The sequence below is a fragment of the Microbulbifer sp. SE14 genome (assembly GCF_059834885.1).
In genome coordinates this window covers 198,779-223,554 of the sequence record NZ_JCBAJA010000002.1, presented here as the reverse complement: position 1 = coordinate 223,554, position 24,776 = coordinate 198,779, and the positions used below count along the sequence as shown (strand labels likewise).

18 protein-coding genes are annotated in these 24,776 nt (G+C 63.1%); 13 read left to right on the top strand and 5 right to left on the bottom strand.

From position 1 onward, the window contains the following. The first annotated feature begins 119 nt into the window (after positions 1-119). The 4 genes from AC6R19_RS02475 (at position 120) to AC6R19_RS02460 (ending at position 5,603) form a co-directional block, all read left to right on the top strand. Positions 120-1,223 carry a phosphoribosylaminoimidazolesuccinocarboxamide synthase gene (locus tag AC6R19_RS02475; protein ID WP_500577899.1) on the top strand — a complete coding sequence of 368 codons (1,104 nt, stop codon included), beginning with the start codon at positions 120-122 and terminating at the stop codon, positions 1,221-1,223. A 173-nt stretch (positions 1,224-1,396) separates the two neighbouring features. Beyond that, positions 1,397-2,332: a glycerophosphodiester phosphodiesterase family protein gene (locus AC6R19_RS02470; RefSeq protein WP_500577898.1), complete on the top strand. Its 936-nt coding sequence runs from the start codon at positions 1,397-1,399 to the stop codon at positions 2,330-2,332. 236 nt (positions 2,333-2,568) lie between these two features. Continuing rightward, positions 2,569-5,025 carry a marine proteobacterial sortase target protein gene (locus tag AC6R19_RS02465; protein ID WP_500577897.1) on the top strand — a complete coding sequence of 819 codons (2,457 nt, stop codon included), beginning with the start codon at positions 2,569-2,571 and terminating at the stop codon, positions 5,023-5,025. Beyond that, positions 5,025-5,603, top strand: a complete 579-nt coding sequence (locus tag AC6R19_RS02460; protein WP_500577896.1) for a class GN sortase — start codon at positions 5,025-5,027, stop codon at positions 5,601-5,603. Before AC6R19_RS02465 ends, AC6R19_RS02460 begins: the two co-directional genes overlap by 1 nt. Positions 5,604-5,677: 74 nt before the next feature. Here the strand turns inward: AC6R19_RS02460 and AC6R19_RS02455 are convergent, their stop codons facing one another. Beyond that, positions 5,678-7,291: a DUF1254 domain-containing protein gene (locus AC6R19_RS02455; RefSeq protein ID WP_500577895.1), complete on the bottom strand. Its 1,614-nt coding sequence runs from the start codon at positions 7,289-7,291 to the stop codon at positions 5,678-5,680. A gap of 505 nt (positions 7,292-7,796) precedes the next feature. On the opposite strand from AC6R19_RS02455, the gene AC6R19_RS02450 reads away from it, so the two are divergent. From AC6R19_RS02450 to AC6R19_RS02415, 8 genes are all read left to right on the top strand, one after another. Further along, positions 7,797-10,289, top strand: coding sequence for a winged helix-turn-helix domain-containing protein (locus tag AC6R19_RS02450; protein WP_500577894.1), 2,493 nt, complete (start codon positions 7,797-7,799; stop codon positions 10,287-10,289). A 735-nt stretch (positions 10,290-11,024) separates the two neighbouring features. Then, positions 11,025-13,694, top strand: a complete 2,670-nt coding sequence (gene aceE / locus AC6R19_RS02445; RefSeq protein WP_500577893.1) for a pyruvate dehydrogenase (acetyl-transferring), homodimeric type — start codon at positions 11,025-11,027, stop codon at positions 13,692-13,694. Positions 13,695-13,709: 15 nt separating this feature from the next. After that, on the top strand, positions 13,710-15,359 hold the full coding sequence (gene aceF / locus AC6R19_RS02440) for a dihydrolipoyllysine-residue acetyltransferase (protein ID WP_500577892.1): 1,650 nt from the start codon (positions 13,710-13,712) through the stop codon (positions 15,357-15,359). A gap of 230 nt (positions 15,360-15,589) precedes the next feature. Then, positions 15,590-15,859: a hypothetical protein gene (locus AC6R19_RS02435; RefSeq protein WP_500577891.1), complete on the top strand. Its 270-nt coding sequence runs from the start codon at positions 15,590-15,592 to the stop codon at positions 15,857-15,859. Positions 15,860-15,979: 120 nt separating this feature from the next. After that, the gene (locus AC6R19_RS02430; RefSeq protein WP_500577890.1) at positions 15,980-16,276 is read left to right on the top strand and encodes a hypothetical protein; all 297 of its coding nucleotides are present in this window, start codon (positions 15,980-15,982) and stop codon (positions 16,274-16,276) included. After that, the gene (locus AC6R19_RS02425; protein ID WP_500577889.1) at positions 16,266-16,583 is read left to right on the top strand and encodes a hypothetical protein; all 318 of its coding nucleotides are present in this window, start codon (positions 16,266-16,268) and stop codon (positions 16,581-16,583) included. Before AC6R19_RS02430 ends, AC6R19_RS02425 begins: the two co-directional genes overlap by 11 nt. A gap of 192 nt (positions 16,584-16,775) precedes the next feature. Further along, a complete protein-coding gene (locus AC6R19_RS02420) occupies positions 16,776-17,405 on the top strand; it encodes a carbonic anhydrase (RefSeq protein WP_500577888.1) in 630 nt (209 codons plus the stop codon). Positions 17,406-17,436: 31 nt separating this feature from the next. Then, a complete protein-coding gene (locus tag AC6R19_RS02415) occupies positions 17,437-17,778 on the top strand; it encodes a hypothetical protein (protein ID WP_500577887.1) in 342 nt (113 codons plus the stop codon). Here AC6R19_RS02415 and tmpT read toward each other — a convergent pair. The 3 genes from tmpT to AC6R19_RS02400 form a co-directional block, all read right to left on the bottom strand. Further along, a complete protein-coding gene (tmpT, locus tag AC6R19_RS02410) occupies positions 17,775-18,437 on the bottom strand; it encodes a thiopurine S-methyltransferase (RefSeq protein ID WP_500577886.1) in 663 nt (220 codons plus the stop codon). The two genes, AC6R19_RS02415 and tmpT, sit on opposite strands and share 4 nt — an antisense overlap. A 74-nt stretch (positions 18,438-18,511) precedes the next feature. Beyond that, positions 18,512-21,700: an efflux RND transporter permease subunit gene (locus AC6R19_RS02405; RefSeq protein WP_500577885.1), complete on the bottom strand. Its 3,189-nt coding sequence runs from the start codon at positions 21,698-21,700 to the stop codon at positions 18,512-18,514. A gap of 122 nt (positions 21,701-21,822) precedes the next feature. Further along, entirely contained in the window at positions 21,823-22,965 is a 1,143-nt protein-coding gene (locus AC6R19_RS02400; RefSeq protein ID WP_500577884.1) for an efflux RND transporter periplasmic adaptor subunit, read from the bottom strand. 380 nt (positions 22,966-23,345) lie between these two features. On the opposite strand from AC6R19_RS02400, the gene AC6R19_RS02395 reads away from it, so the two are divergent. Continuing rightward, positions 23,346-24,305: an AraC family transcriptional regulator gene (locus AC6R19_RS02395; RefSeq protein WP_500577883.1), complete on the top strand. Its 960-nt coding sequence runs from the start codon at positions 23,346-23,348 to the stop codon at positions 24,303-24,305. A gap of 15 nt (positions 24,306-24,320) precedes the next feature. On the opposite strand, the gene AC6R19_RS02390 is transcribed toward AC6R19_RS02395, so the two are convergent. Then, on the bottom strand, positions 24,321-24,593 hold the full coding sequence (locus AC6R19_RS02390; protein WP_500577882.1) for a high-potential iron-sulfur protein: 273 nt from the start codon (positions 24,591-24,593) through the stop codon (positions 24,321-24,323). Positions 24,594-24,776 lie beyond the last annotated feature (183 nt).

Sequence of the window (24,776 nt, the reverse complement as noted above, 5' to 3'; positions counted from 1 at the left end):
CGCAAATACCGATGCTTCGACTTGGCGCCATTCGGCCCTGTCCCTCTGTCTGAGCTGTGAAGCTTTTGCTAAAATCCCGCGCTTCTTTTTGGTTGGCCCATCCCGAATAGGAAAGATCCATGAGCCTTGCTGGCAAAGTACTGGCGGTCAACGACGATTTGCCGATCCGCACCGATAAGCCCGTCCACAGCGGCAAGGTCCGCTCGGTTTACTGGCTGACCGAGGCCGACAGCCGTCGCCTGATCGAGGAGAAGGGCTACCCGGTGGCCCCGGACGCGCCCCTGGCGGTGATGGTGATCTCCGACCGTCTCTCCGCCTTCGATTGCATCTGGACTGGCGAGGGCGGCCTGCGCGGCGTGCCCGGTAAGGGCGCGGCCCTGAACGCCATTGCCAACCACTGGTTCCGGCTGTTCAGGGAGAACGGCCTGGCGGACAGCCATATCCTGGATATCCCCCACCCGCTGGTGTGGATAGTGCAGAAGGCGCGCCCGGTCATGATCGAGGCCATCGCCCGCCAGTACATCACCGGCTCCATGTGGCGCTCTTATGAAAAGGGCGAGCGCGAGTTCTGCGGTATCGAGATTCCCGACGGGCTGCAGAAAGACCAGAAGCTGCCGGAACTGCTGATCACCCCGTCCACCAAGGGCATCCTGAAAGGCATTCCCGGCGTGCCTGAAGCGGATGATGTGAACGTCACCCGCAAGAACATCGAAGACAACTTCGCGGCCTTCAACTTCCGCTCCAAGGATGACATCGACCTGTATGAGAAGCTGCTGAAAGAGGGCTTCAATGTCATTTCCTCCGAAATGGAGAAGCTCGACCAGATCTTCGTCGATACCAAGTTCGAGTTCGGCTATGTCACCGATGCCGACGGTGAGGAAAAGCTGATCTATATGGACGAGGTGGGCACCCCGGACTCCTCCCGCATCTGGGACGGCGAGCAGTACCGCAATGGCAAGGTGGTGGAGAACTCCAAGGAGGGCTTCCGCCAGGCGCTGCTGAACCACTTCCCGGAACCGGATATCCTGTTGAACAAGGACCGCATGCCCGAACGCCAGGCCCTGGCGCGCGACAACGAGCTACCGGAATCCATGCTGATGGATGTGTCCGCCACCTATGTCGGCATTGCGGAAAAGATCATCGGCAGGAAGCTCGAGATCTCCGACAATCCCAAGGCGGAGTTGATCGAGATACTGCGGAATCAATACGAACTGATCGATTGATGTCGATCCTGTCAAAAAGCCGGCGCTTGCGCCGGTTTTTTTATATGCATAAAGACCGCATGCAGGGCATTGCCACAATTCGCCATAATAGGTCCGCTTTGATGCCGCTTTCCGCCGGTTTTTTCCGTTTAAAGTGAGCGTGTTTGCTTGAGTAAGCACGGAATCAATAAATAATGAGAACCAAACCGATAATAAAGCGGATAGCGGCAGCTGTTCTCGGGCTGGCCCTTGTCTTTATTCTGCTGAAAGCGCCGGAGTATCCGCTGTCCGAAAAGGGCCAGCTGGTGGCCTACCGGGGCGGCGGCCAGCTTCTGGATTATTCGTCCTTCGATCACAACGGCTGCGTCGCCAAGCAGATAGTGCAATCGTCCAACGCCCATATCGAGAACACGCTGGAGTCGATCGGTTCCGCTATCGAGGCGGGATTCGGCGCTATCCACTTGAATATCCACCATACCGCCGACGGCAGGTTTGCCGTATTCCACGACTGGACCCTGGACTGCGCCACTGACGGAAGCGGCGTCACCAAGAAGCGGAACATGGACTACCTGAAATCCCTGGACGCGGGTTATGGCTACACCTTCGACGGTGGGGAGACTTTTCCCTGGAGGGGCAGGGGATACAGGATAGCTTCCCTGGATGAGGTGGTAGAGCGCTATCCGGGCATGGAATTGTGGCTGAATATGAAAACCGGCGACAGGCAATCGGTGGAGGCGTTGCTGGAATACAAGGCGTCTCTGCCTGAGCGCCAGCGGGAAAGACTTTTTCACTTCGCCGCGGACAAGAATCTGTCCGCGTATCCCGCCAATGGCACGCAGAAGTCTGCGCTCAGCATGGAATCGGCCAAAAAGTGCATAAGGGACTACCTGATTTACGGCTGGAGCCGCTTTTTCCCCGAGTCCTGCGCCAATACCAAAGTGGTTGTTCCCCCTTCGATGGCCAGTTACCTTTGGGGCTGGCCGGAACAGTTCGCGGCGCGGGCGCAACAGCGTGGCAGCCGCGTCTACCTTTGGGCGAAACATCAAAAATTTAACCCAAAGTATGATCTTCTGGATAGGGGCGTGGGGCTGATTATCGGAGATATTGCCGGTGTGAGTTCAGGGAACTAACTCTCTCGAACTGCCCTTGTAGGAGCGGCGGGGCGGCCCTCCGCCGTTGGCCGCGGTTGATCTTCCGGGTCTCCCCGAATATTGATCGCGGCCAACGGCCGCTCCTACATATCGTTCATTGCCAGCGCCACAATTCGCCACAATCTCTCTGCCTTTTAGCCCCAATCCACTCCCGCTTTCGTCCCATTGCCCCTGTTTAATGACCTCCAGAACAAGCAAATACCGGAGGGAAATCCGTGGACAGGACAATTTTTTGCGGCCAGCGCATACCGCGCGAACTGGTGGTATTGCCGACCGAGGAATACTACCGTCGCCGCTACCGCGGCAGCCGGCGCGGCCGCTGGCTGCTGTTTCTTGTTACCGCGCTGGCGGTGTTCGTCGCTGCCATAGGTACTAGAGCCGCACGCGCCGACCAGGTCGTCGGCCTGAACGATGTCGAGAGCGGGGACCTGCTGTTCAGCGGCGCGGAGCAGGGCGGCTATGTGCCGGCGGTGCACCTGGCCAGCCGCGCGCAGATTCGCGTGCGCGGCCTGGTGGCGGAGGTGCAGTTGCAACAGGAGTTTGCCAACCGCAGCGGCGATTGGCAGGAGGCGGTGTATGTATTGCCCCTGCCGGAACAGGCCGCGGTCAGTGGACTGGAAATCCAGGTTGGCGAGCGCCGCATCGTCGGTGTGGTACGCGAGCGCGAGGAGGCGGCAAAAATCTACAGGGCCGCCCGCGCCGCGGGTAAGCGCGCCGCGCTGCTGGAACAGCAGCGCCCGAACCTGTTTACCAACAAGGTCGCGAACATAGCCCCGGGCGAAACCATCCGTGTACAGATCCGCTACCTGCAGCCGGTGAGCTACGACGGCGGCACCTTCAGCCTGCGCCTGCCGACGACGCTGACGCCGCGCTACATCCCGGGCGAGGTGATTCCCGATGCGGAAATGGAACTGGCCACCGACAGCAGCGGCTGGGCACTACCCACCGATCAGGTACCGGACGCGCACAAAATCACGCCTTTGATGTGGATGCCATCCATGGCATCCACCCTTCGGGACAGCGTAAAGCTGTCCAAAACTGCTCGCGGCAGTTTTGTGCAGCCGGCCGCCGAACTGACCGCCATCGGCAGCCACAAAATCGCCATCGAGGTGGAGCTCGAAGGCGGGCTGCCGCTGGCGGAAGTCACCAGTCCCTACCACGATATCGATTTCGACAAACAGGCGGACGGACGCTACTCGATCAAGCTGCGCGGTGGCGATGCGGTAATGGACAGGGACTTCGCCCTGCACTGGCGCCCGCGCCCGTCTTCGCTGCCGCGCGCGGCGCTTTTTACCGAGCACTCAGGGCTGTTTACTCAAAAGGCTGCCACCGGGGAAGCGTCGACGAGCACTTACCTGCAGCTCTTGCTGTTGCCGCCTGACGCGGAGAAAGATGTGCGGCGCCTGCCGCGGGAAGTGGTCTACGTGATCGACACCTCCGGCTCCATGAGCGGCAATTCCATCCGCCAGGCCAAGGAGAGCCTGCAGCTGGCGCTGTCGCGCCTGCAGCCGAACGACCGCTTCAACGTGATCGAATTCAATAGCAGTACCCGCGCCTTCTTCCCGCGTCCGGTCGCGGCGGATTCCACAAATGTCCAACTGGCCCGCGCCCAAGTGGAAGGTCTGCAGGCGAGTGGCGGCACCGAGATGGCACCTGCGCTGCGCCTGGCGCTCAGCCAGCAGATGCCCGGCGCCGACAGCCTGGTGCACCAAGTGGTATTTATCACCGACGGCGCCGTCGGCAATGAGCGCGCCCTGTTCGAGCTGATCCAGCAGTCGCTGCGGGACGCACGCCTGTTTACGGTCGGTATCGGCTCGGCACCGAACAATCATTTCATGCGCAAGGCGGCGCAGTTCGGCCGCGGCTCCACAGTCACCATCGGCGACCTGGGTGAGGTGCAGGAACACATGCAGGCGCTGTTCACCAAGCTGGAAAATCCACTGGCGACAGACCTGCAACTACAGTGGCCCCAGGGACTGGTGGTGGATGCCTACCCGAAAAGAATTCCCGATCTCTACCGCGGCGAGCCGCTGCAGCTGGTGGCGAAGATCGACGGAGGTGTGCTCACTGGAGAGGTGCAGCTGCGCGGGCGCCTGGCGGGCAAGCAGTTCGTGCAGAAACTGGCGCTGAAAGAAAGCGGTACCGAGGGGAGCCGGGGAATAGGCAGCGTCTGGGCTCGGGCCAAGATAGAGGCCCTGCGCGACCGGCAGTTGCAGTCCGGCGAGCAGAGCGACGCCGGCAAAGCGCTGCGCGAGCAGATACTGCAGCTGGCGCTGACTCACCAGCTGGCGAGCCCTTACACCAGCTTCGTCGCAGTGGAGGAAAAAGTGGTGCGGCCGCAGGGGGAAAGGCTCTCCAAAAGCCCGATCCCCAACGCAGTGGCTCGCGGCCGGGTTCTGCAGCGCCAGACCTACCCGCGCACCGCCGCCGGTCTCTACGCCCAACTGCTGGCGGCCGCGGGCCTGCTCAGCCTGGCCGGGCTGCTGCGCCGCGGACGCCTGGCGCGCGGCAATTTGCTGCACCGCTTGCGCCGGCTGTTGCGCAGACTATTGCCAGACCCGCGCGCCAGGTGGGAGCCTGCCCTGCAGGCGATTGGAACGGAGCCTGCCGGCAGGAAAGTATCGCCAGCAGGGCTGGCTTCCACGATCGCCGCCCACCTCGGGGCTCGCTGATGCTGCGCACTGCACTGTTCAACGCCTGTCTGCTCGCCGGGCTCTGGCAGCTGGGCGGCGCCGCCTGGCTGCTGGCCAAGGCGGAGCTGGCCCAGGTGTTGATCGCAGACGCCTGGGAAGAGCAACTGGAGAGCGGTGCGCCGGCGAAACCCTGGCCCTGGGCGGATACCTGGCCGGTGGCGAAACTGCAGCTGGATCGGCAAAAACCACTGATGGTACTGGCCGGCGGCAGCGGCCAGGCGCTGGCTTTCGCCCCGGGAATGCTGGAAGTCTCCGGCGCGCCGGGAGAGCCGCGCACCACGGTGATCGCCGCCCACCGCGACACCCATTTCGGCGACCTGGGAGAACTCAAACCCGGCGCACCCATCCAACTGCAGGACAGCCGTGGCCGCTGGCACAGCTACAGGGTCAGTGAGACCCGGGTGGTGGACAGCGGCCGCGAACAGCTGCCGATCTTCGCCGAACCGGGGCTGCTGCTGGTGACCTGCTATCCCTTCGATGCGATGGATCCCGGCGGCCCGCTGCGCTATCTGGTCTACGCAGAGTATCTCGGGGCGGGCATGCCTATCCAGCTATAGCGACTGTTCTCGGCTGTCGGCCAGATAACCATTTTCATGGCCGAGCGGACAAAGGCGGCGGGCAGAGCCTTCCTTTACTTGACCAATTCCACTTCACCCGGCCGCCACTTCTTGGTGAAGAAGGATTCCTCCGGACTGTAGAGGCGCAGGAGGACGAACCAGCCCTTGCCGGGCACCGTCTGTATCCAGTTGCCGCGGGGTACGCCCTTGGGCTGTTGCGGCGAGAACCAGATGGTGATGGAGCCGTTGGAGGCCGGTTCCGCGGCGGGCGACGGGTAGCTCTGGCTGCCGGCGCGCGGGTATTTCTGTGGCGTCTTCAGCATGGAGCGGGTCTGGTTGTCGTAGAGGGTGAGCGACCAGAACTTGCCGGCGGGGATGTCCCTGGGCAGGGTTACCCGGTAGGTCCTGGCGCCGTCGAACGGCTGGCCTTTGGTATCCTGGTAGCCCATCAGGTACTGGGAGCCCACGTTGGGAATGCGCATTATCATCGCCGGCGAGTCGAGAATAGCGCCGTAGTAGAAGGCGGTGCGCGAATCGAGGGTGCGCGCGCCGGTGGGCGGGAAAGGCTTGAACATGCCCTTTTCGAACAGCGGCGGCGGCGTCTCGAACAGGGCACCGCCCTGCCACAGCATGCTGCCCCACATGGAGTCGGGGTAGTGGGCCCAGCCCGGGTGTGCCACCCGGTAGCGGTAGGTCAGGGTGCGCCCGGCCGCATCGCCCACCGCGGCCGCGTCCGCGAGGATCTTCTTCATGCGCGCGTCCGGCTTGAACGGTTTGCCCTTGACGATGCCGATGGCGGCCAACTGCCCGGCCAGTTCCACGTCGTAGCTGTCCGCGGGTTCGCTCTGTACATTGGCGTTGATCATCTCGAAGAAGCCGAAGTCGCTGGGCGGGATGGTGTTGAAGGCCTTGCCGGTCCCGTCTACGAATTTGGTTTCGGGAATTTTCGGGTCCTGGCCGATGCGGACCTCGCCTTCGAGTGCCGTTGCGATGCTGGTGCCGAAGCCGCCCGGCGTGTAGGGGTAGATCTTCAGGTGCTTGCGGATATTCTCGACGGCCGGCTTGGGGTCGTTGTCGACGAGGAAGGCGCGCACGGCGTAGAGCGCGTGGTCGGTCTTGGAGTGGGCGACGAAGAAGCCGCCGTCGGGCAGCGGCCCGTCGTAGCCCGGCGGCACTATCAGATACTTGCCGCCCTCGCCCCGGTCGGGGCCGGGAAAGCCGACGTCGATGATCCAGGAGAACCACATGTCGTTGATGGTGCCGAGCCCCATGGGCGGCTGCTCGATCACCAGGGGGCCCTTGCTCAGGTCCAGTGACGACATGTAGTAGACAGTGTCGGCGTTGCCGGTCAGCCACAGCGGCGTGGAGTCCATCAGCTTGGGATACAGGAGGACGCTGTTGTCCTCGGCACCGATGCTGTGCATACCCTGGCGGATCGCATAGGCAGAAGCGCCGCGAAAGCTGTTGTTGAAGACGTTGAGGGCGCGGGTGAAGTCCAGGGTGTCGACCACCTTGCGGGCGGTCTCCTCCGTGGGCACGCCGTCCCGGGCCTCTAGGGTGCCGATGGAGGTCTCCACCTTGTCCGGCATCGACATGGATTTCACCACCGATTCCGGAACCTGTGCTGGTGCGTACAAGGATACAACGGCGAGAGCCAGGCCGATGGCGGGGGAAACTATGTGATTCATAGGGCTTTCTCCATTAAGGGACTGATTGGCCAAGTGCATCCCGCCCGGTTGCCACTGTTTCTCATAGAGTCTAGAAAAAACGGGAAGCTGCCGCCGTCTGCAGAGGAAAACCGGCCGCGCCGGGGGCCACGCCAAGGCGGGCGTCGTCCTGGCCCAACCCAGCTCCTCGCCGATCGGGGCTCCCGTGCGGCAACTCGCCCGCTCCGTTTCTCTTTCTACGGTGATGGGCTCCAGGTGCCGTCGAGAATGGAAAGAGACTTCTTCCCTTGTGGAGGGATGGGCCGCGTCTTCCTCTACGTTGCGTTTGTTGGCCGGTCGAAGGCGGCAACTTTTACCCCTGGCCTATACTGGATGGCAGATCAATCGGTTAAGAACACTATAAAAATCCTTAACCCGCGGGCGTCTGGAGGGGGCCGCCCATTTTGGTGGGCTCGCGCGAAGCGCGCCCTGGTTGGATGCCCGCGGCCCGATTGCGTGCCCGCAGTCGCCCTGGACGGAGTGCCCCATGCCTGCCCGCAGCGAGAACAGCTTCGATTCCACGCCCACGACTTCCCTGGGCCTGACGCCGCCGCGCCTGGTGGAGGACAGCGTGTCGCGGGAGCGGCTGTTGCGGCGGGCCTGCGGCGAGCAGCTCCCCGCGGCGCACCTGTGCCTGGTGACCGCGCCGGCCGGCTACGGCAAGTCCACCTTCCTCGCGCAGTGCCGGCAGCGGCTGCGTGACCGGGGGCTGGGCACCGCCTGGCTGACCCTGGATGAGGAGGACAATGAAGAGGGCCTTTTTTTCTACTGTCTGGGTGCGGCCTTCAGCCAGTTCAACCCGGCGATCACCGGGGAACTGGTCGAGCACCGTCTGACGGTGGACGAGCTCAGCGGTCGGCACCTGATCACCGAGCTGCTCGGATTTCTGGACCCCTCCCAGCATTACGCGCTGTTTCTCGACGATTACCACCAGATCCACAACCCGGCGATGCACGAGGCATTGCAGTTCCTGTTGCTGCACCTGCCCGGTAACCTCTACCTTTTTATCGGCTCGCGCAGCATGCCGCCGATCCCCCTGTCGCGATACAGTGCGGCCGGCGACCTGTTGCTGCTTGACAGCGGCGACCTGAGCTTCGACAGGGAGGAAACCCAGGCCCTGCTGTGCGACGTCAACCATTTGCAGGTGAGCGGCGAGGAGACGGCGCTGTTGTGCGAGCGTACCGGCGGCTGGGCGGCCGTGCTGCAGCTGGCCGCCCTTTCCATGCAGGGCTCCGCCGATCGCGGCCGCCTTGTCAGCGCCCTGTCCGCTAACAGCGGATCCGTGGCCGACTTTCTGGCCGAAGAGGTGGTGGCGCAGATGCCCGGGACTCTGGCCGGTTTTTTGCGCCGCATTGCCATACTCGACCGCTTCTGCGCATCCCTGTGCCTGGCCGTCACCGGCGACCGGGAACACAGTTTCGAGCTGGCGCGGCTGCGGGATTCCCGCCTTCCTGTGCAGAGCCTGGACGAGAGCGGCGACTGGTACCGGCTGCATCCCCTGTTCCGCAATGCCCTCCAGCGGCAACTGGAGTCCGTTCGCGCGGAGGAACTTGTGGAACTGCACCGCCGGGCCAGCGCCTGGTTTGAGGAACACGAATTGATGGCGGAGGCGATACAGCACGCTATCGGCGCTGGCGATGAAAGTCGTGCGCTGGAGCTGCTCGACGAGCAGGGGATCAGCCTCTTGGTCCAGGGTTACGTGTCCCGGTTCCTCGGCCTGGTCCGGCGCCTGCCGGAGGCGCTGCTGCGGGAGAGCCAGGGGACACTGATCCAACTGGCCTGGCTGCAGGTACTCCGTAACCAGTTGCCCCAGGCGCGGCGGCTGCTGGAACAGCTCAAGAGTCGCAGAGATACCCTCGAGCCGGCACAGTGGGTGGAAGTCAACTGTATCGAGGCGAACCTGTACGCCTACGACGATCAACTGGAAAAGTCGGCGCAACTGGTGGACACCTGGCTGCCCCGCTGCCCCCGGGAGCCGGTATATCTCCGCGACTGCTTCAGGCTGCTGCCGGGCATGTTGCACTACGTCTGTCGGGACTACGCGCAGGTGCTGGAGATAGCCGGGAAGGTACTGGCGGCACCCACGGTGCCGAAGCAGGTCTACAACCAGGCTTGGGCCGCCTGCCTCGCCGCGCTAGTCTATCTCGCCGGCGCCCGGCTCAAGGAGGGCACCGGCTATGTGGAGCAGCAACTGGACAATATCCTGCGCCACGTGATGCCCGACTCCGAGGGGGTGGCCCTGCTGGAGTCGATGACCGGGCTCCTCTACTACCAACGGGGAGAGCTAGAGCGGGCTGGAATCCTGTTCCAGCGCGGCCTTGAAGCGCTGCGGGTCTATGCGACCGTCGACATGGTTATTGCTGTGTCATGCGCGCGCGCGCGGCTGCTGCACGGTGCGGACGACACCCAGGGCGCCCTCGAGTATCTGGATGAGATGCAGACGCTGGCGGAGGAGCGCGGCTGGGTGCGCCTGCACGCCAGTGTCGTGCACGAGCGGGTGCGGCTGCTGCTGGCCTTGGGCGAGCCGCAACGGGCCAGGGCCTGTTTCGACGATTGGCAGGGCTACCGGCAAACCCTGCCCCGGCTCTCGGACTGCGCCCAGGCGGATATCGAAGAGTGGACAGGGATCGCTGACGTGCGCCTGACCCTGGCTGAGGGCGATGCGGCCAAAGCCGGGACATTGCTGAAGGCCTATATCGAAGAGGCCGTGGGCAGCGGCAGCCTGCTGCGGGCCATGGAGCTGCAGGTACTGCTGGCCAAGTCCTATCTGTCGGAGAACAAACCGGACCTGGCCAAACAGGCGCTGGCGGACGCTCTGGCGCTGGACCCGGAGAATGGGGTCATTCAGCTGTTTCGCGACGAGGGCGAGGAAGTAGTCGCTGCACTGCGGGCGCTCAGGCAGGATCTGGGGCTTTCGGCCGGGCCGGAGCGGCGCGAGTTATGGCAACAGCAAATAGACTCCATCATCACACCCGATTGAATGGCCCAGGCCTGCTCGAGGCTTCCAGTGCTCCGGAACAGTCGCGGCGGACTGGTCCGCGACTGAGGCGCAACCGTGACCAAAGTGCCAATTCTGGACTCGATTTCGTAATTGAATTTCTGCCATTTCCCGCAATATGTTTCGTTAAAATGACGAATTGGCAAATAATTGTTTTGCAAATTGGTTTTAATTGTTACTAATCATCCTATCTGGAAAAAGTTTTGTAGTAATACTACAATCGCCCCCGCTTATAAGACCGGGATGACCGATTGGCCGCCAGGGCGGCTTGTGTACCCGGGCTAGAATTCACAGCCAAAGATACTGAATCACGGCAACAGCAAGGCGCCGTTTCCCCTCTCCGCCACACTGAAGTGAGCTTTTGCTAACTTTGCATTTCCGCCAACGACGGTGGTGAATTGGCGAGAATGTCGAAAAAAGGAAGCAATTTTCTGCCTGCGCTGTAGTTTGCCCGGTTACCGAAATTTACCCATAGAGCTAACTCCAGTTTCGGAGTTCGAGGTGCCTGCCGGTGGCACAAGCTGGAGCGGGGTGCGCCTTTCTGGGACTGTCTGCGAGAGGGACCTCGCGGACAAGCCTACAGGGAGGTATTCATGGGGGGCGCCTAGCCCGTGTCCCAGAAAGGCGCACCCCGCTCCAGCTCCCGGAAATGAACCCCGAAACTTGAGTAGAAGACCCCGACTCGACGTCGTTCAATTCGCCGAGGAGCGTTGTTTGATGCAAGACGAAACCGATATCCAGGAAACGCAGGAGTGGCTGGACGCGCTGCAGGCGGTGATCCGCCACAGTGGCAAGGAGCGCGCCGCGTTCCTGCTCAGGCAGCTGGCCGACCGCGCCACCGATGTGGGTGTGCAGCTGCCTGCGGCCATCACCACCCACTACCGCAACACCATCCCCACCAGCGCCGAGAAGCGCATGCCCGGCGATCTGTTCATGGAGCGGCGCATCCGCTCCCTGATTCGCTGGAACGCCCTGGCGATGGTGGTGCGCGCCAACCAGAGCAGCGATAACCTGGGTGGCCATATCGCCAGCTTTTCATCCGCCGCCACCCTCTACGACGTGGGCTTCAATTACTTCTTCCGCGGCAATGAGGGCGACGAGTTGGGCGACCTGATCTTCTTCCAGGGCCACAGCTCCCCGGGTATCTACGCTCGCTCCTACCTGGAGGGCCGCATCGACGAGGAGCAGATGGACAACTTCCGCCGCGAAGTGAACGGCAAGGGCCTGTCCTCCTACCCGCATCCCTGGCTGATGCCGGACTACTGGCAGTTCCCCACTGTCTCCATGGGCCTGGGGCCCATCCAGGCCATCTACCAGGCGCACATCATGCGCTACCTGTCCGCCCGCGGCCTGTCCCCGCGCGGCGACCGCAAGGTGTGGGCCTTCCTCGGCGACGGCGAGTGCGACGAGCCGGAATCCCTCGGCGCCATCTCCATGGCCGGCCGCGAGCGGCTGGAGAACCTTGTGTTCGTGGTCAACTGCAACCTGCAGCGCCTGGACGGCCCGGTGCGCGGCAACGGCAAGATCATCCAGGAGCTGGAAGGCGTCTTCCGCGGCGCCGGCTGGAACGTGATCAAGGTCCTCTGGGGCCGCCTGTGGGACCCGCTGCTGGAGAAGGACGACAAGGGCCTGCTGCAGAAAGTCATGGACGAAGTGGTCGATGGCGAAATGCAGAACTTCAAGGCCAACGGCGGCGCCTACACCCGCGAACACTTCTTCGGCAAGTACCCGGAACTGCTGGAGATGGTCAAGGACCTCTCCGACGACGAGATCATGAAACTGAACCGCGGCGGCCACGACCCCTACAAGGTCTACGCCGCCTACGCCGCCGCCATGGCGCACAAGGGCCAGCCCACGGTGATCCTGGCGCAGACGGTGAAGGGCTACGGCCTGGGCGCCGCCGGTGAGGCGGCCATGGACACCCACAACGTCAAGAAGATGGACCTGGAAGCCCTCAAGCGCTTCCGCGACCGTTTCGCCATACCGCTGACCGACAAGGAGCTGGAGGAGGTCCCCTACTACCGCCCGGCCCCGGACAGCCCGGAAATGAAATACATGGCCGAGCGCCGCAAGGCCCTGGGCGGCCCGGTGCCGCAGCGATTGCACGAATGCCCGAAACTGAAAGTGCCCGGCCTGGACGCCTTCAGCGCCCTGACCAAGGGCTCCGGCGACCGCGAAATCTCCACCACCATGGCCTTCGTGCGCGCCATCTCCGCGCTGGTGAAGGACAAGAACATGGGCCAGAACGTGGCGCCGATCGTTCCCGATGAGGCGCGCACCTTCGGCATGGAGGGCCTGTTCCGACAGCTGGGCATCTACTCCTCCCAGGGGCAGAAGTACACCCCGGTGGATCACGGCCAGATCATGTATTACAAGGAAGACAAGAAGGGCCAGGTGCTGGAAGAGGGCATCAACGAGGCCGGTGCCATGTCCGCCTGGATGGCTCTGGCCACCGCCTACAGCAACCACGGCGTGCCGATGGTGCCCTTCTATATCTACTACTCGATGTTCGGCTTCCAGCGCATCGGCGACCTGGCCTGGGCCGCCGGTGACATGCAGGCGCGGGGCTTCCTGATCGGCGCCACCGCCGGTCGCACCACCCTGAACGGCGAGGGCCTGCAGCACCAGGACGGCCACAGCCACGTGCTGTCGGCCACCATTCCCAACTGCAAGAGCTACGACCCGGCCTACGGCTACGAGCTGGCGGTTGTCATGCAGCGCGGCCTGGTGGAGATGTACGAGGAGCAGAAGAGCGTCTTCTACTACATCACCATCGAGAACGAAAACTACCTGCAGCCGGAAATGCCCCAGGGCGTTGAAGAGGGCATCATCCGCGGTATCTACAAACTGCAGTCCAACGTCAAGAAAGGCGCCAAGGGCAAGGCGGCCAAGAAGCATGTACAGCTGATCGGCGGCGGCACCATACTGCGCGAGGTGCTGGCGGCGGCGGACATCCTCGCCGACGAGTTCGGCGTGACCTCCGACGTCTGGAGCCTGACCTCCGCCACCGAGGCGGCCCGCGAGGCCCAGGATGTGGAGCGCTGGAACCGGCTGCACCCGACCCAGAAGCCACGCAAGGCCTGGATCAGTGAGCAGTTCGAGGGCAACGAGTCCCCGGTGATCGCCTCTACCGACTACATCCGCTCCTACGTGGAACCGCTGCGCAACTACATCGACGGCGACCTGACGGTGCTGGGCACCGACGGCTTCGGCCGCAGCGACAGCCGCGAGCAGCTGCGCCGCTTCTTCGAAGTGGATCGCAACTATGTGACCGTCGCCGCGCTGAACGGCCTGGCCAGACAGGGCGTGATCGATGCGAAGGAGGTGGCGGACGCCATCGTGAAGCTGAACATCGATTCGGAAAAGACCAACCCGCGGTTGTGCTAGGAGAAGGCGAACAATATGGCCAAACAAGTCATTAAAGTGCCTGATCTCGGCGGCGCCGATCAGGTAGACGTAATCGAAATCACCGTCGCCGTGGGCGACACGGTAGCGGAAGAGGATTCGCTGATCGTTGTGGAGGGCGACAAGGCCTCCATGGACGTGCCGTCTCCTTACGCCGGCAAGATCGTCAGCATCGATGTCAAGGAGGGCGACAAGGTCTCCGAGGGCGATGTGATCGGCGAGATAGAGACCGAAGTCGGTGAGGAAGAAGAGGAAAAACCTTCCGAAGGCGAAAAAGAGGAGAAGGAAGAAGAGCCCGCTGAGGAAGAGGAAGCCGAAGAGGAGGCCTCCGAGGGCGGCGAGGCCGCAGGCGAAGAGAAAGAGGAAACCGTGAAGGTTCCGGACCTGGGCGGCGCCGAATCCGTGGACGTGATCGAGGTCAGCGTGCAGCCCGGCGACGAAGTGGCCGAGGGCGATTCCCTGATCGTGGTCGAGGGCGACAAGGCCTCGATGGACGTGCCCTCGCCGAGCACCGGCACCGTGGTCTCCATCGCCGTGAAGGAGGGCGACAAGGTCTCCACCGGCGACAAGTTGGGTGTGTTGAAAATAGTCTCCGGCGCCGCTGCGAAGAAGGCGGAAGAGAAGCCCGCGCCCAGGAAAGAGGAAAAGCCTTCCGCCGCTGCCGAGCCGCGGGAGTCTTCAGCGCTGCCACAAGAGGCACCGAAACGGGACCACAAGCTGGAGCGGGACCTCACCGTCTCCGCCGAGGTCTACGCCGGCCCCGCGGTGCGCAAGCTGGCGCGCGAACTGGGCGTGACCCTGAGCAAGGTCAAGGCCACAGGCCCGCGCAACCGCGTCACCAAGGACGACCTGCACGCCTATATCAAGGAGCAGGTGCAGAAGGCTGAGAGCGGCGCCGCGGGCGTCGGCGCCGGCCTGCCGCCGATGCCGGAGATCGACTTCAGCCAGTTCGGCCCGGTGGAAACCGAGCCGATGAGCAAGATTCACAAGATCACCGCCGCCAACATGGCGCGCAACTGGCTCAACGTGCCCCATGTGACCCAGTTCGACGATGCGGATATCACCGAGCTGGAGGAGTTCCGCAAGTCCATGAAGGCGGAGGCGGAAAAGCGCGGCGTGAAACTCACCCCCGTGCCCTTTCTGCTCAAGGCCGCGGCCGCCGCGCTGCGCGCCGAGCCCAGCTTCAATGTGTCTTTGCACAACGACGGCGAACATATAGTACGCAAGGACTATGTGCATATTGGCATGGCGGTGGATACGCCCAAGGGCCTGATGGTGCCGGTGATCCGCGACGTGGACAAGAAGGGCCTCTACGACCTGGCGGAAGAAGCCACCGAGATGGCGCTCGCCGCCCGCGACGGCAAGCTGAAGCCCAGGGACATGCAGGGCGCCTGTTTCACCATCTCCAGCCTCGGCGCCATCGGTGGCTCCGGCTTCACGCCGATCGTCAACGCACCGGAAGTGGGCATCCTCGGCGTGTCCAAGCTGGCGGTGAAGCCGGTGTGGAACGGAAAGGAATTCGTGCCACGGCAGATGCTGCCCCTGGCGCTGTCCTACGACCACCGCGCCGTCAATGGCGGTGACGCCGGGCGCTTTATGACCTACCTGGTCAGCGTCCTCGGCGACGTGCGACGCCTGTTGTTGTAACAGGCGCCGCCATCGCTCTTTTGTAGGAGCGGCCGTTGGCCGCGATCGGACTTTGGGATTTTCCCAATAGCGATCGCGACCATGCGCCGCTCCCGGCCGGACCGCTCCCACATCTAAAGAATGAATTCCGCGCATATTTCCTCCCGCCTCCCACAGGCCGAATCCCCCGCCAGCTAAACTCAAACTGTACAAATAGTGAGCACGGCTCTGAAAGCGAGAGGTATTCGGAAATGAAGCGCATAGGGACATTCGCTCTGCCACTGGCGGCGGCACTGGCGATGCAAGGTTGCATTTTTCTCCCCGTTGAAAATGGCGGCAGGGACGACCCGTTCTTTTTTGATCCCGACGACGCCAGCCACAGCGCCGACTTTGTCGAAGTCGGCAACTACCAGCCCAACTCCCAACTGCCCCCGTCCGCCAGCCGGCACTGCTCCGTAGATACGCAGATGGGCAAGGTGGGGTCCGCCTGCTGGTTTTTCCCGGTAATGCGGGTTTACTAGTATCGGGACTCGGGACTCGGGACTCGGGACTCGGGACTCGGGACTCGAAAGAGTAGCTCCCCTCTCCCGCTTGCGGGAGAGGGGCCGGGGGAGAGGGCGTTAACCACAGAGGCTAAATTTATGCACAAACACACGATAGTAATTTCCGTTCTCGCCACCGCGACACTGCTCGCCGGTTGCGGCGTCGCCGACACCCGCGACGAAGTGGTCTACCCCTACAGCCCCCCTGTCCCCCGAGCCGCCGAGTACCGCGCACCGCAAGCGCACCAGCCACCGGCACAGCCCGCCGCGCGCAAAACCAGTTACGACGCCTGCCCCGGCGATGCCGAGGAGCTGGCCGAGGGCTCCATCTGCCCGCCCACAGCCCAGTGTTATGAAATCTCCGGCGGCCGCCGCTGTATCGTCTATGTCAAGTAAAGCCCTGATCACACTGGCCACCGCAGCGTTGCTCGGCGGCTGCGTCGGCTTCGACGGTTTCTGGGACGACCTGCGCGGCACGCCCAAGTACTACAGCTACAGCAAGCGCCCCGCGCCGATCGAGGAGATGCCGGCGTTTCCACGCCACTGCCTTGCCGATGATTCGCTGATGGCCGGGTTCGGGCAGTGCATCGAGCAGGGGCTTCACTGCTACCAGCTCGATAGTGGCGACTGGTGCGCGGGCCCATACTCCCCGTTTGCACTGGAGCCTGCTTACCACATGCACGCCGTGGACTGGTCGAAGTAACTTTACGCCGCCCGGCATTTACCGGCGGACTGCCGTCCGCCGTGTGCCTGCCATTCGCTTTGCCGCCGAGCCGGCCTCACAGCTTTTTCTGCCGTCCCATTGCGCCGTCAGTGGCCTTTCGGACCGTGGTGGAAATCCGCTATCCTTGCCGCCAATCTTTTTACCGACAAGACGTTCAGGGGAGGTGCGAAAATGTTGTCTGTGGAGGAAGCGCTGCGTCGCCTGCAGGAGGGCAATCGCCGCTTTGCAGCGGGAATCCAGGAAAAAAGTTCCGGAATGGATGAGGACAAGCGCAAGGCGCTGCTGACCGGCCAGGCGCCTTTCGCGATTATCCTGGGCTGTTCCGATTCCCGCGTGCCGGCGGAGTTGATTTTTGACCAGGGTCTCGGCGACCTGTTCGTGATCCGCGTGGCGGGCAATGTGGTGGCGCCGTCGCAGATCGGCAGTATCGAGTTTGCCGCCGATCGCTTCGGCACGCCGCTGGTGGTGGTACTGGGTCACTCCAATTGCGGTGCCGTGCAGGCCACGCTGGAAGAACTGGAGCGGCCCCAGGAGAGCCGCTCTCCCAACCTGCGCTCTATCGTTGACCGCATCCGCCCGTCGGTGGAGCCGCTGCTGGAATCCGCAGCCGCGGAGAACGCGGAAAAACTGGTGGAGCGGGCGGTGCGCGCCAATATCCGCGCATCCGCCAACCAGCTGCGCCACGGCTCGCAGATACTGGAACAACTGGTGGAGAAGGGGCGGTTGCTGATCCTGGGCGCAGAGTATTCGCTGGAGACCGGCGAGGTGGATTTCTTCGAAGGCTTGCCGGACGCGGGCTGAGGGAGTCCTGCCGGCACAATAAGGAAAACAAATGCGCTGGATGATGGGCGTGCTGGTCGCCATAGACCAGCTGGGCAACGCCATTGCCGACGGCAACCCGGATGCCACCATCTCCGCGCGCACCGGCTATTTCGCCCGGGTGGAGGAAACTCCGTTCCGGCCCTACTGGCGGCTGATGGAGCGGATCATCGATTTTACCTTCAGGCCCATCGATGGCCCGGACCATTGCTACAACGCCTATCTGGCCGACAAGGACGAGAAGAACCGGGAGGGCAGTGACCTGATGCGCGGACTGCTGGGCATCATAATAATCGCTGCCTGTATCCCGCTGTCGGTGATCACCAGGCTGTATGCGCTGGTATTTCCCCGCTAGCCGAGGGGCGCGGACGTCTCTCGGTCATTCCTCAACAGCCAGACATCTTCCGTCGCCGGGCATTTTCCTTTTAATCCGCCGGCTACGCTTGCGCTTGTTGCGAGCGCCAGATCGTAATGGTCCCGGTAGTGCCGCTGCACTTCCTCGTTGCCGATGGAAAAGGGAGGCCCCTCCATCAACGCCTGGTCGTATTCAAAAGTGATCAGCAGTTGCGGCGCCTTGTTTGTAATCTCCATCAGGTGCGCGGTATAGCGGCTGCGTACTTTCTCCGGCAGGGCCACCAGGGCGGCCCGGTCGTAGACTGCGTCGACGGGGCCGAGCAGCTCCGCGGACAGGTCGAAGATATTACCGACGAATATATCGATATTTGCTGCACTGAAGCGGGTCAGTTTGCCCGCGGCCAATATCCCGGGCTCGACTCCTAGATCCGCAAACAATTGCCGCACGGCCAGTTCACTCAGTTCGGCCCCGGCCACCCGGTAGCCGCCGGCGAGCAGCCAGGCGATATCGACGGTCTTGCCGCACAGGGGGACAAATACGCGGTTGCCCTTCGCCAGCGAGAGCTCCCCGAAAAATTTGACCAGCTGGGCATTGGCCTTCCCCTCGTGGAAGGCGATTTCGTTGTTCTCCCACTTTTGATGCCAAAAACTCGCATCCATGTTGGTTCCTCTGGTTGGGCATGGCGGCACTCGAAGTGCCGCCAGTTGCGGGAATATGATCTGTCCTTTCCGGTCTACGCCGCCTGTTCCAGCTGCGGCACTTCTTCAATGGGCTGCTTGCCATGCCCTGCCAGCTTGCGCAGCGCCACATAGAATACCGGTGTCAGCAGCAGGCCGAACAGGGTCACGCCGATCATGCCGGTAAACACCGTGATGCCCATCGCATTGCGCACCTCGGCACCGGCGCCGCTGGCCAGTACCAGCGGCACCACGCCGGCGATAAAAGCCACCGAGGTCATGATGATCGGTCTCAGGCGCAGGCGGCAGGCCTCCAGTGCGGCGCGCACCGGGTCCATGCCCTTTTCAATCTCCAGTTCACGGGCGAATTCCACGATCAGGATGGCATTCTTGCAGGCCAGGCCCATCAGCACCACCAGGCCCACCTGCACGAACACGTTGTTGTCACCGCCGGTCAGCCATACCCCGAAGAGTGCCGCCAGCAGGCACATGGGCACGATCAGTATCACCGCCAGCGGCAGCACCCAGCTCTCGTAGAGGGCGGCCAGCACCAGGAACACCAGCAGCAGTGCCAGCGGGAACACCAGCATGGAGGCGTTGCTGCGGTTGACCTGCTCGAAGCTGAGGTCCGTCCACTCTATCTGCATGCCGGCGGGCAGTGTCTGTTGCGCCACCCGCTCCACAGTGGCCAGTGCTTCGCTGGACGACAGCATCGCCGGGTTGGACTGGCCCAGCAGGTCCGCGGCCGGGTAGCCGTTGTAGCGGATCACCGGGTCGGGTCCGTAGCTCTGCTTCAGCTGCACCATGGTGTTGATCGGCACCATCTCGCCGCGGTTGTTGCGGGTGTAGAGATGGTCGATATCCGCAATCTCGTCGCGGAAGGGCGCGTCCGCCTGGGCCATGACCCGGTAGGTGCGGCCGAACAGGTTGAAGTCGTTGATATACAGGGAGCCGAAGTACAGTTGCAGAGTGCCGAACAGATCGTCCAGGCGCACCCCCTGGGCCTTGGCCTGCAGGCGATCCACCTCCGCGTCCAATTGCGGCACATTGGCCTGGTAGGAACTGAACGGATAGCTGAGCCCCGGTGTCTGGCTCAGTGCGCCGGCCAGTCCGTTGGTGGCCGTCTGCAGCTCGCCGTAGCCGGCGCCGGTGCGGTCCTGAGCGCCGCGGCGATTCTGAACGTACAGCGAATAACCGGAGCCGGCGCCGAGGCCGAAGATCGGTGGCGGCATAAAGCTGACCGCGAAGCCCTCCTTGATGCCCGCCAGCTTGCCGTTCAGCTCCGCGGCAATTTCCTCGGCGCTGCGATCGCGCTCGCTGAAATCGTCGAAGAGCACAAACACTGTGCCCACGTTCGGCGTATTGGTGCGCTGCAGCGCATTGAAGCCGACAAAGGCGGCGGCGTGGGATACGCCTTGTGTCTCCATTGCCAGTTCACTCACCCGGCGCGCAACCGCTTCGGTCCTGTCCAGTGAGGCGCCCTCCGGCAGGCGGATGCTGCCCACCAGGTAGGTCTTGTCCTGGGTCGGGATAAATCCTCCAGGAACCAGGTTAAACATAAAAACCGTGCCGGCCAGTAGCAGCGCGTAGACGGCGAATACCAGGCCGCGACGGTTCAGGCTGCGGCCGACCAGGCCCTGGTAGCGCTCGGCGTTTTTGTTAAAGAAGCGGTTGAAGGGGCGGAATATCCAGCCGAACAGGCGATCGATAATCCGCGCCGGCATATCCGGCGCAGCGCCGTGGGATTTCAGCAGCGTCGCCGCCAGCGCCGGCGACAGTGTCAGCGAGTTGATTGCGGAGATCACCGTGGCGATCGCAATGGTCATCGCGAACTGGCGGTAGAACTGGCCGGTGATGCCGTCCAGGAACGCCATGGGCACGAAGACCGCGCAGAGCACCAGGCTGATGGCGACGATGGGCCCGCTCACCTCGCGCATCGCCTGGTGGGCGGCGGCCAGCGGGCTCAGCCCCTCCTCGATATTGCGCTCGACGTTCTCCACCACCACGATCGCATCGTCCACGACGATACCGATCGCCAGCACCATGCCGAACAGGGTCAGGGTGTTGATGGAAAAGCCCAGTGCCTGCAGCACCGCGAAGGTGCCGATAATGGAAACCGGCACCGCCAGCAGCGGAATCAGCGACGCGCGCCAGGTCTGCAGGAAGAGGATCACCACCAGCACCACCAGCAGCACCGCCTCCAGCAGGGTCTTGATCACCGCCTTGATGGAGGTGCTGACAAAAACCGTCGGATCGTAGGCGATCTCCCACTCCAGTCCTTCCGGGAAGTGGTCGTCCAGTTCGGCCATTTTCTCCCGCACCGCCTGAGAGACTTCCAGTGAATTGGAGCCGGGCGCCTGGAAGATCGGCAGGGCCACCGCCTGGCGGCCGTTCAGCAGCGCGCGCAGCGTATCCTCGGACGCGGCCAGCTCAATGCGCGCGACATCGCGCAGGCGGGTGATCTCGCCGTCGCTGCCGGTCTTCAGCACCACATCGCCGAACTCCTCGGCACTGGCCAGGCGGCCCTTGGCGTTGATGGAGATCAGGAAGTCGTTTTCACCCGGCATCGGCTGGGCGCCTATCTGGCCGGCGGAGACCTGCACATTCTGCTCGCGCACCGCGCCGGCGATATCGGATGCGGTGACGCCGAGAGCGGCGGCCCTCTGCGGATCCACCCACAGGCGCATGGCGTAGTCGCCGGCGCCGAACAGGCCCGCCTGGCCGACGCCGGGGATGCGCGCCAGTTCGTCGCGGATATGCAGTACCGCATAGTTGCGGATATAAGTGGCATCGAAGCGGTCGTCCGGCGATATCAGGTGCACCGCCATCATCAGGTTGGGCGACTGCTTCTGGGTGGTCACCCCCTGGCGGCGCACGTCCTCCGGCAGCCGCGGCAGCGCCTGGGAGACGCGGTTCTGCACCTGCACCTGGGCCTGGTCCGGGTCGGTGCCCAGCTCGAAGGTCACTGTCAACGACAGGGTGCCGTCACTGCCGGCGACGGACTTCATATAGATCATGTTCTCCACGCCGTTGATTGCCTCCTCCAGCGGTGTGGCGACTGTCTCGGCAATGGTCTTCGGGTTGGCGCCCGGGTAGCGCGCGGTGACCGCGACACTGGGCGGCACCACTTCCGGATATTCGCTGACCGGCAGCGCCGGAATGCTGATCAGGCCGACGACGAAGATGATGATCGACAGCACCGACGCGAAGATGGGCCTGTCGACGAAGAAGCGGGAAAAATTCATATAGGGTTACCCCGTGTGTGGTTTCGGAAACCGCACCAAATTTCGGAATCAGATAATTTTTTTTGTAGGAGCGGCGGGGCGGATGGCCGCCTCGCCGCTCCTCCAGAGATTTTGTTCGGTGCTCAGCGGCTGGCAATCTGCCGCGCCGGATCCGGCTCGCGCATCTGCACCAGCTCCGGTTGCACCGGCATGCCGGGGAAGAAGATTTTCTGCAGGCCGTTGACCACCACCCGCTCACCGGGCTGCAGCCCGCTGCGAATCACCACCAGCTCGTCCTGCTGCGGTCCGGTTTCCACCTCGCGTCGCTCGGTGATGTTCTGCTCGTTCACCACATAGACATAGCGCCGGTCCTGGTCGGTTAGCACCGCCTTGCTGTTCACCAGCAGTGCGTGGCTCAGCTGTTCCGTCGGCATTTCCACGCGCGCGAACTGCCCCGGCTTGAAGGTGCCGTCGGGATTGGGGATCACCGCGCGGAACTGGATGGTGCCGGTGTGGTTGTTCAACTGGTTGTCGATAAAGTCCAGCTCGCCGATGTGCGGGTAGCCCTCCTCACCGGCCAGGCTGACCCGCACCTGCGGGTGCTGCTCGGGGGTGAAAAAACCGCGACTGCTTACAAGAGTCTGCTGGTCGCTCTCGAAATAGACGTACATAGGGTCGACGGAAACCAGCGTGGTCAGCAGTGTCTGGTCGGCACTGGCCAGGTTGCCGCGGGTGATGAAGGCGCGGCTGACGCGGCCGCTGATCGGCGCCTTCACCACCGTGTACTGCAGGTCCAGCTGTGCGTTCTCCACTGCGGCTTCGGCAGCGCTGACGGCGGCGCGGGCGGAATCCCGCGCGGCCATGCGCTCGTCGTATTCGTCGCGGGAAATGGCACGGCTGCCCAGCAGCTGTTGCGCACGCTCCGCCTGGTTCTCGCTCAGGGTCAGCTGGCTGCGGGCGCGGGCCAGTTCCGCCCGAGCTGCGCGCTCGCGGGCGCGGTAGGGGCGCGGGTCTATCTCGAAGAGCACCTCGCCGCGTTTGACCAGCTCGCCCTCGGTGAAGGAGACCTTTTCGATATAGCCGCTGACCCGCGGGCGCAGCTCCACGGTTTCCGGCGCGGCCACGCGTCCGGTAAAGTCGCTCCACAGCGTGGTCGGCTCGGCCTGTACCTCGGCCACTTCCACGGCCGGCGGCGGCGCCTGCTGACCGCTCGGTTCACCGGCGTTGCATCCCGCCAGCACCAGTGCCATCAGGCCGAGCAGTGTGTATGTCAGTATTCTTGCCATTGCGTCTTTACTCCCTCAGTTACGGCAGGGTCGAATGCGTGGGAGACGTCTCTCCCAGTGGCTGCAGACCTTAGCGGTGGCAAGGGCGGAGGCGGTATCCGGTTACTGCGCGGTGATTGCCTGATCCTATTCTGGTGATTCTGGTACTGCTTGGTCACACTGCCTGCCTCGCCGGCAGATTAAGCACTAATGTAATTTTTTCCGTTATATACAGCTGTTGTCAGGGATTGTCAGTGGAAGAGAGAACTGGGTGGCTTGCATATTACTGCAGGGTGATTGCCTAATTCTGCAAAAGTCTAAGCGGCTTGCCTGAAACTCCGTATACTGGGCCCTCGCTTGTTCGATTCTGCCCGCATACTGTCGGGCGCGGAGGGGTACATATGTCGATGGAGCAAAAACACTCAGTTGTCGCCGACGGGGAACTGGAGTCCGCGCGGCGAAAGCTCGCGCGCAACATCATGCGGTGGGCGCCGGAGCAGGGGCTGCAGTATTCCGCCCTGGAGGGCGTCGGCCTGATCCGCTCGGATTCCACCACCAGTTGCACCGCATCGGTATACGAACCCTCCCTCGGCTTTATCGTCCAGGGCAGCAAGACGCTGCATCTGGGCGACAAGGAGATCGCCTACGGCGCCCTCAGCTACCTGGCCTCCTCGGTGCATCTGCCGGTGTTGGGGGAGGTCAAGGAGGCCTCGCCCGAGAATCCCTTCCTCGCCGTCAAGTTGATCATCGACCCCCAGGAAGTGACCGACCTGGTGCTGGAACTGGGTGACAAGGCCCCGGAGCTGCGGGCGGAATTCGATTGCCCGGAAATCAACTGCGGTCTCTGTGTGGCGCAGATGAATCAGGGCATGCTGGATGCCGTCAGCCGCCTGGTGGGACTGCTGGACAACCCAATGGACGCACAGATACTGGCACCCCTGGCGCGCAGGGAAATCATCTACCGCGCACTGATGGGGGAGATGGGCGCGCGCATGCGCAAGTTCGCCGTGGTGGACAGCCAGGCCAACCGCATCTCGCGGGTCATCGCGCTGCTCAAGGACCACTTTTCGGAACCGCTGCGCATTCGCGATCTGGCGGACCAGGCCAACATGAGCGAGTCATCCCTGTACCACAGCTTCAAGCAGGTCACGCGCATGTCGCCGCTGCAGTTCCAGAAAAAGCTGCGGCTTCACGAGGCGCGCCGCCTGATGCTGGCCGAGGGGCTGGAGGCGGCCTCCGCCAGCTACCGGGTGGGCTACGAGAGCCCGTCCCATTTCAGCCGCGAGTACAGCCGCATGTTCGGCGCCCCGCCGCGGGCGGATGTGAACAAGCTGCGCGGGGAGCAGCGGGTGCCGGCGTAAATTTTTTAGTGCCGGCTAGGACTGCTTGACCACAAACAGGCTGCACCAGCCCTCCGGGCTGATTTTCCCTTCCACCACCTGGCAGCCGTCCGGTGTGGTAAAGAACTGGCAGTCGGCGCACTTCTGCCCGTTCTTGGGCGAGTCCTGGTACTGCACTGCCTCCTTCGTCGCCTTGCCCTGGGCAATTGCGCGATCGGTTGCGATCAGTGCTACAGGCAGCAGTGCCAGTGAACAGCCGGACAGTTTGAGAAACTCCCGCCGCGTAATTTTCTGATCTCGTTTGCTCATGGCCGATTTACCTCGCCCGGTAAGGATCCTGGGAAATACTCTTTACTGTCTTTCAGGTTAGCCCGGCGGTCCGGTTTTGCAGGGGACAGTTCGGCGTGCGTATAAGATGAAATTGAGAATGGATTGTGTTTCTGTTTATCGTTTCCCTGTCGTTGTCTATCGAGCCGAGCTTGGATAGACCCA

Bases quoted from the DNA above. Each gene is read 5' to 3' on its own strand.
- tmpT (WP_500577886.1), bottom strand. From the start codon at position 18,437: ATGGATGCGAGTTTTTGGCATCAAAAGTGGGAGAACAACGAAATCGCC.
- AC6R19_RS02390 (WP_500577882.1), bottom strand. From the start codon at position 24,593: ATGAGCAAACGAGATCAGAAAATTACGCGGCGGGAGTTTCTCAAACTG.
- AC6R19_RS02460 (WP_500577896.1), top strand. From the start codon at position 5,025: ATGCTGCGCACTGCACTGTTCAACGCCTGTCTGCTCGCCGGGCTCTGG.
- AC6R19_RS02415 (WP_500577887.1), top strand. From the start codon at position 17,437: ATGCGCTGGATGATGGGCGTGCTGGTCGCCATAGACCAGCTGGGCAAC.
- aceF (WP_500577892.1), top strand. From the start codon at position 13,710: ATGGCCAAACAAGTCATTAAAGTGCCTGATCTCGGCGGCGCCGATCAG.
- AC6R19_RS02395 (WP_500577883.1), top strand. From the start codon at position 23,346: ATGTCGATGGAGCAAAAACACTCAGTTGTCGCCGACGGGGAACTGGAG.
- AC6R19_RS02400 (WP_500577884.1), bottom strand. From the start codon at position 22,965: ATGGCAAGAATACTGACATACACACTGCTCGGCCTGATGGCACTGGTG.
- AC6R19_RS02435 (WP_500577891.1), top strand. From the start codon at position 15,590: ATGAAGCGCATAGGGACATTCGCTCTGCCACTGGCGGCGGCACTGGCG.
- AC6R19_RS02430 (WP_500577890.1), top strand. From the start codon at position 15,980: ATGCACAAACACACGATAGTAATTTCCGTTCTCGCCACCGCGACACTG.
- AC6R19_RS02450 (WP_500577894.1), top strand. From the start codon at position 7,797: ATGCCTGCCCGCAGCGAGAACAGCTTCGATTCCACGCCCACGACTTCC.
- aceE (WP_500577893.1), top strand. From the start codon at position 11,025: ATGCAAGACGAAACCGATATCCAGGAAACGCAGGAGTGGCTGGACGCG.
- AC6R19_RS02425 (WP_500577889.1), top strand. From the start codon at position 16,266: ATGTCAAGTAAAGCCCTGATCACACTGGCCACCGCAGCGTTGCTCGGC.
- AC6R19_RS02455 (WP_500577895.1), bottom strand. From the start codon at position 7,291: ATGAATCACATAGTTTCCCCCGCCATCGGCCTGGCTCTCGCCGTTGTA.
- AC6R19_RS02405 (WP_500577885.1), bottom strand. From the start codon at position 21,700: ATGAATTTTTCCCGCTTCTTCGTCGACAGGCCCATCTTCGCGTCGGTG.
- AC6R19_RS02475 (WP_500577899.1), top strand. From the start codon at position 120: ATGAGCCTTGCTGGCAAAGTACTGGCGGTCAACGACGATTTGCCGATC.
- AC6R19_RS02470 (WP_500577898.1), top strand. From the start codon at position 1,397: ATGAGAACCAAACCGATAATAAAGCGGATAGCGGCAGCTGTTCTCGGG.
- AC6R19_RS02420 (WP_500577888.1), top strand. From the start codon at position 16,776: ATGTTGTCTGTGGAGGAAGCGCTGCGTCGCCTGCAGGAGGGCAATCGC.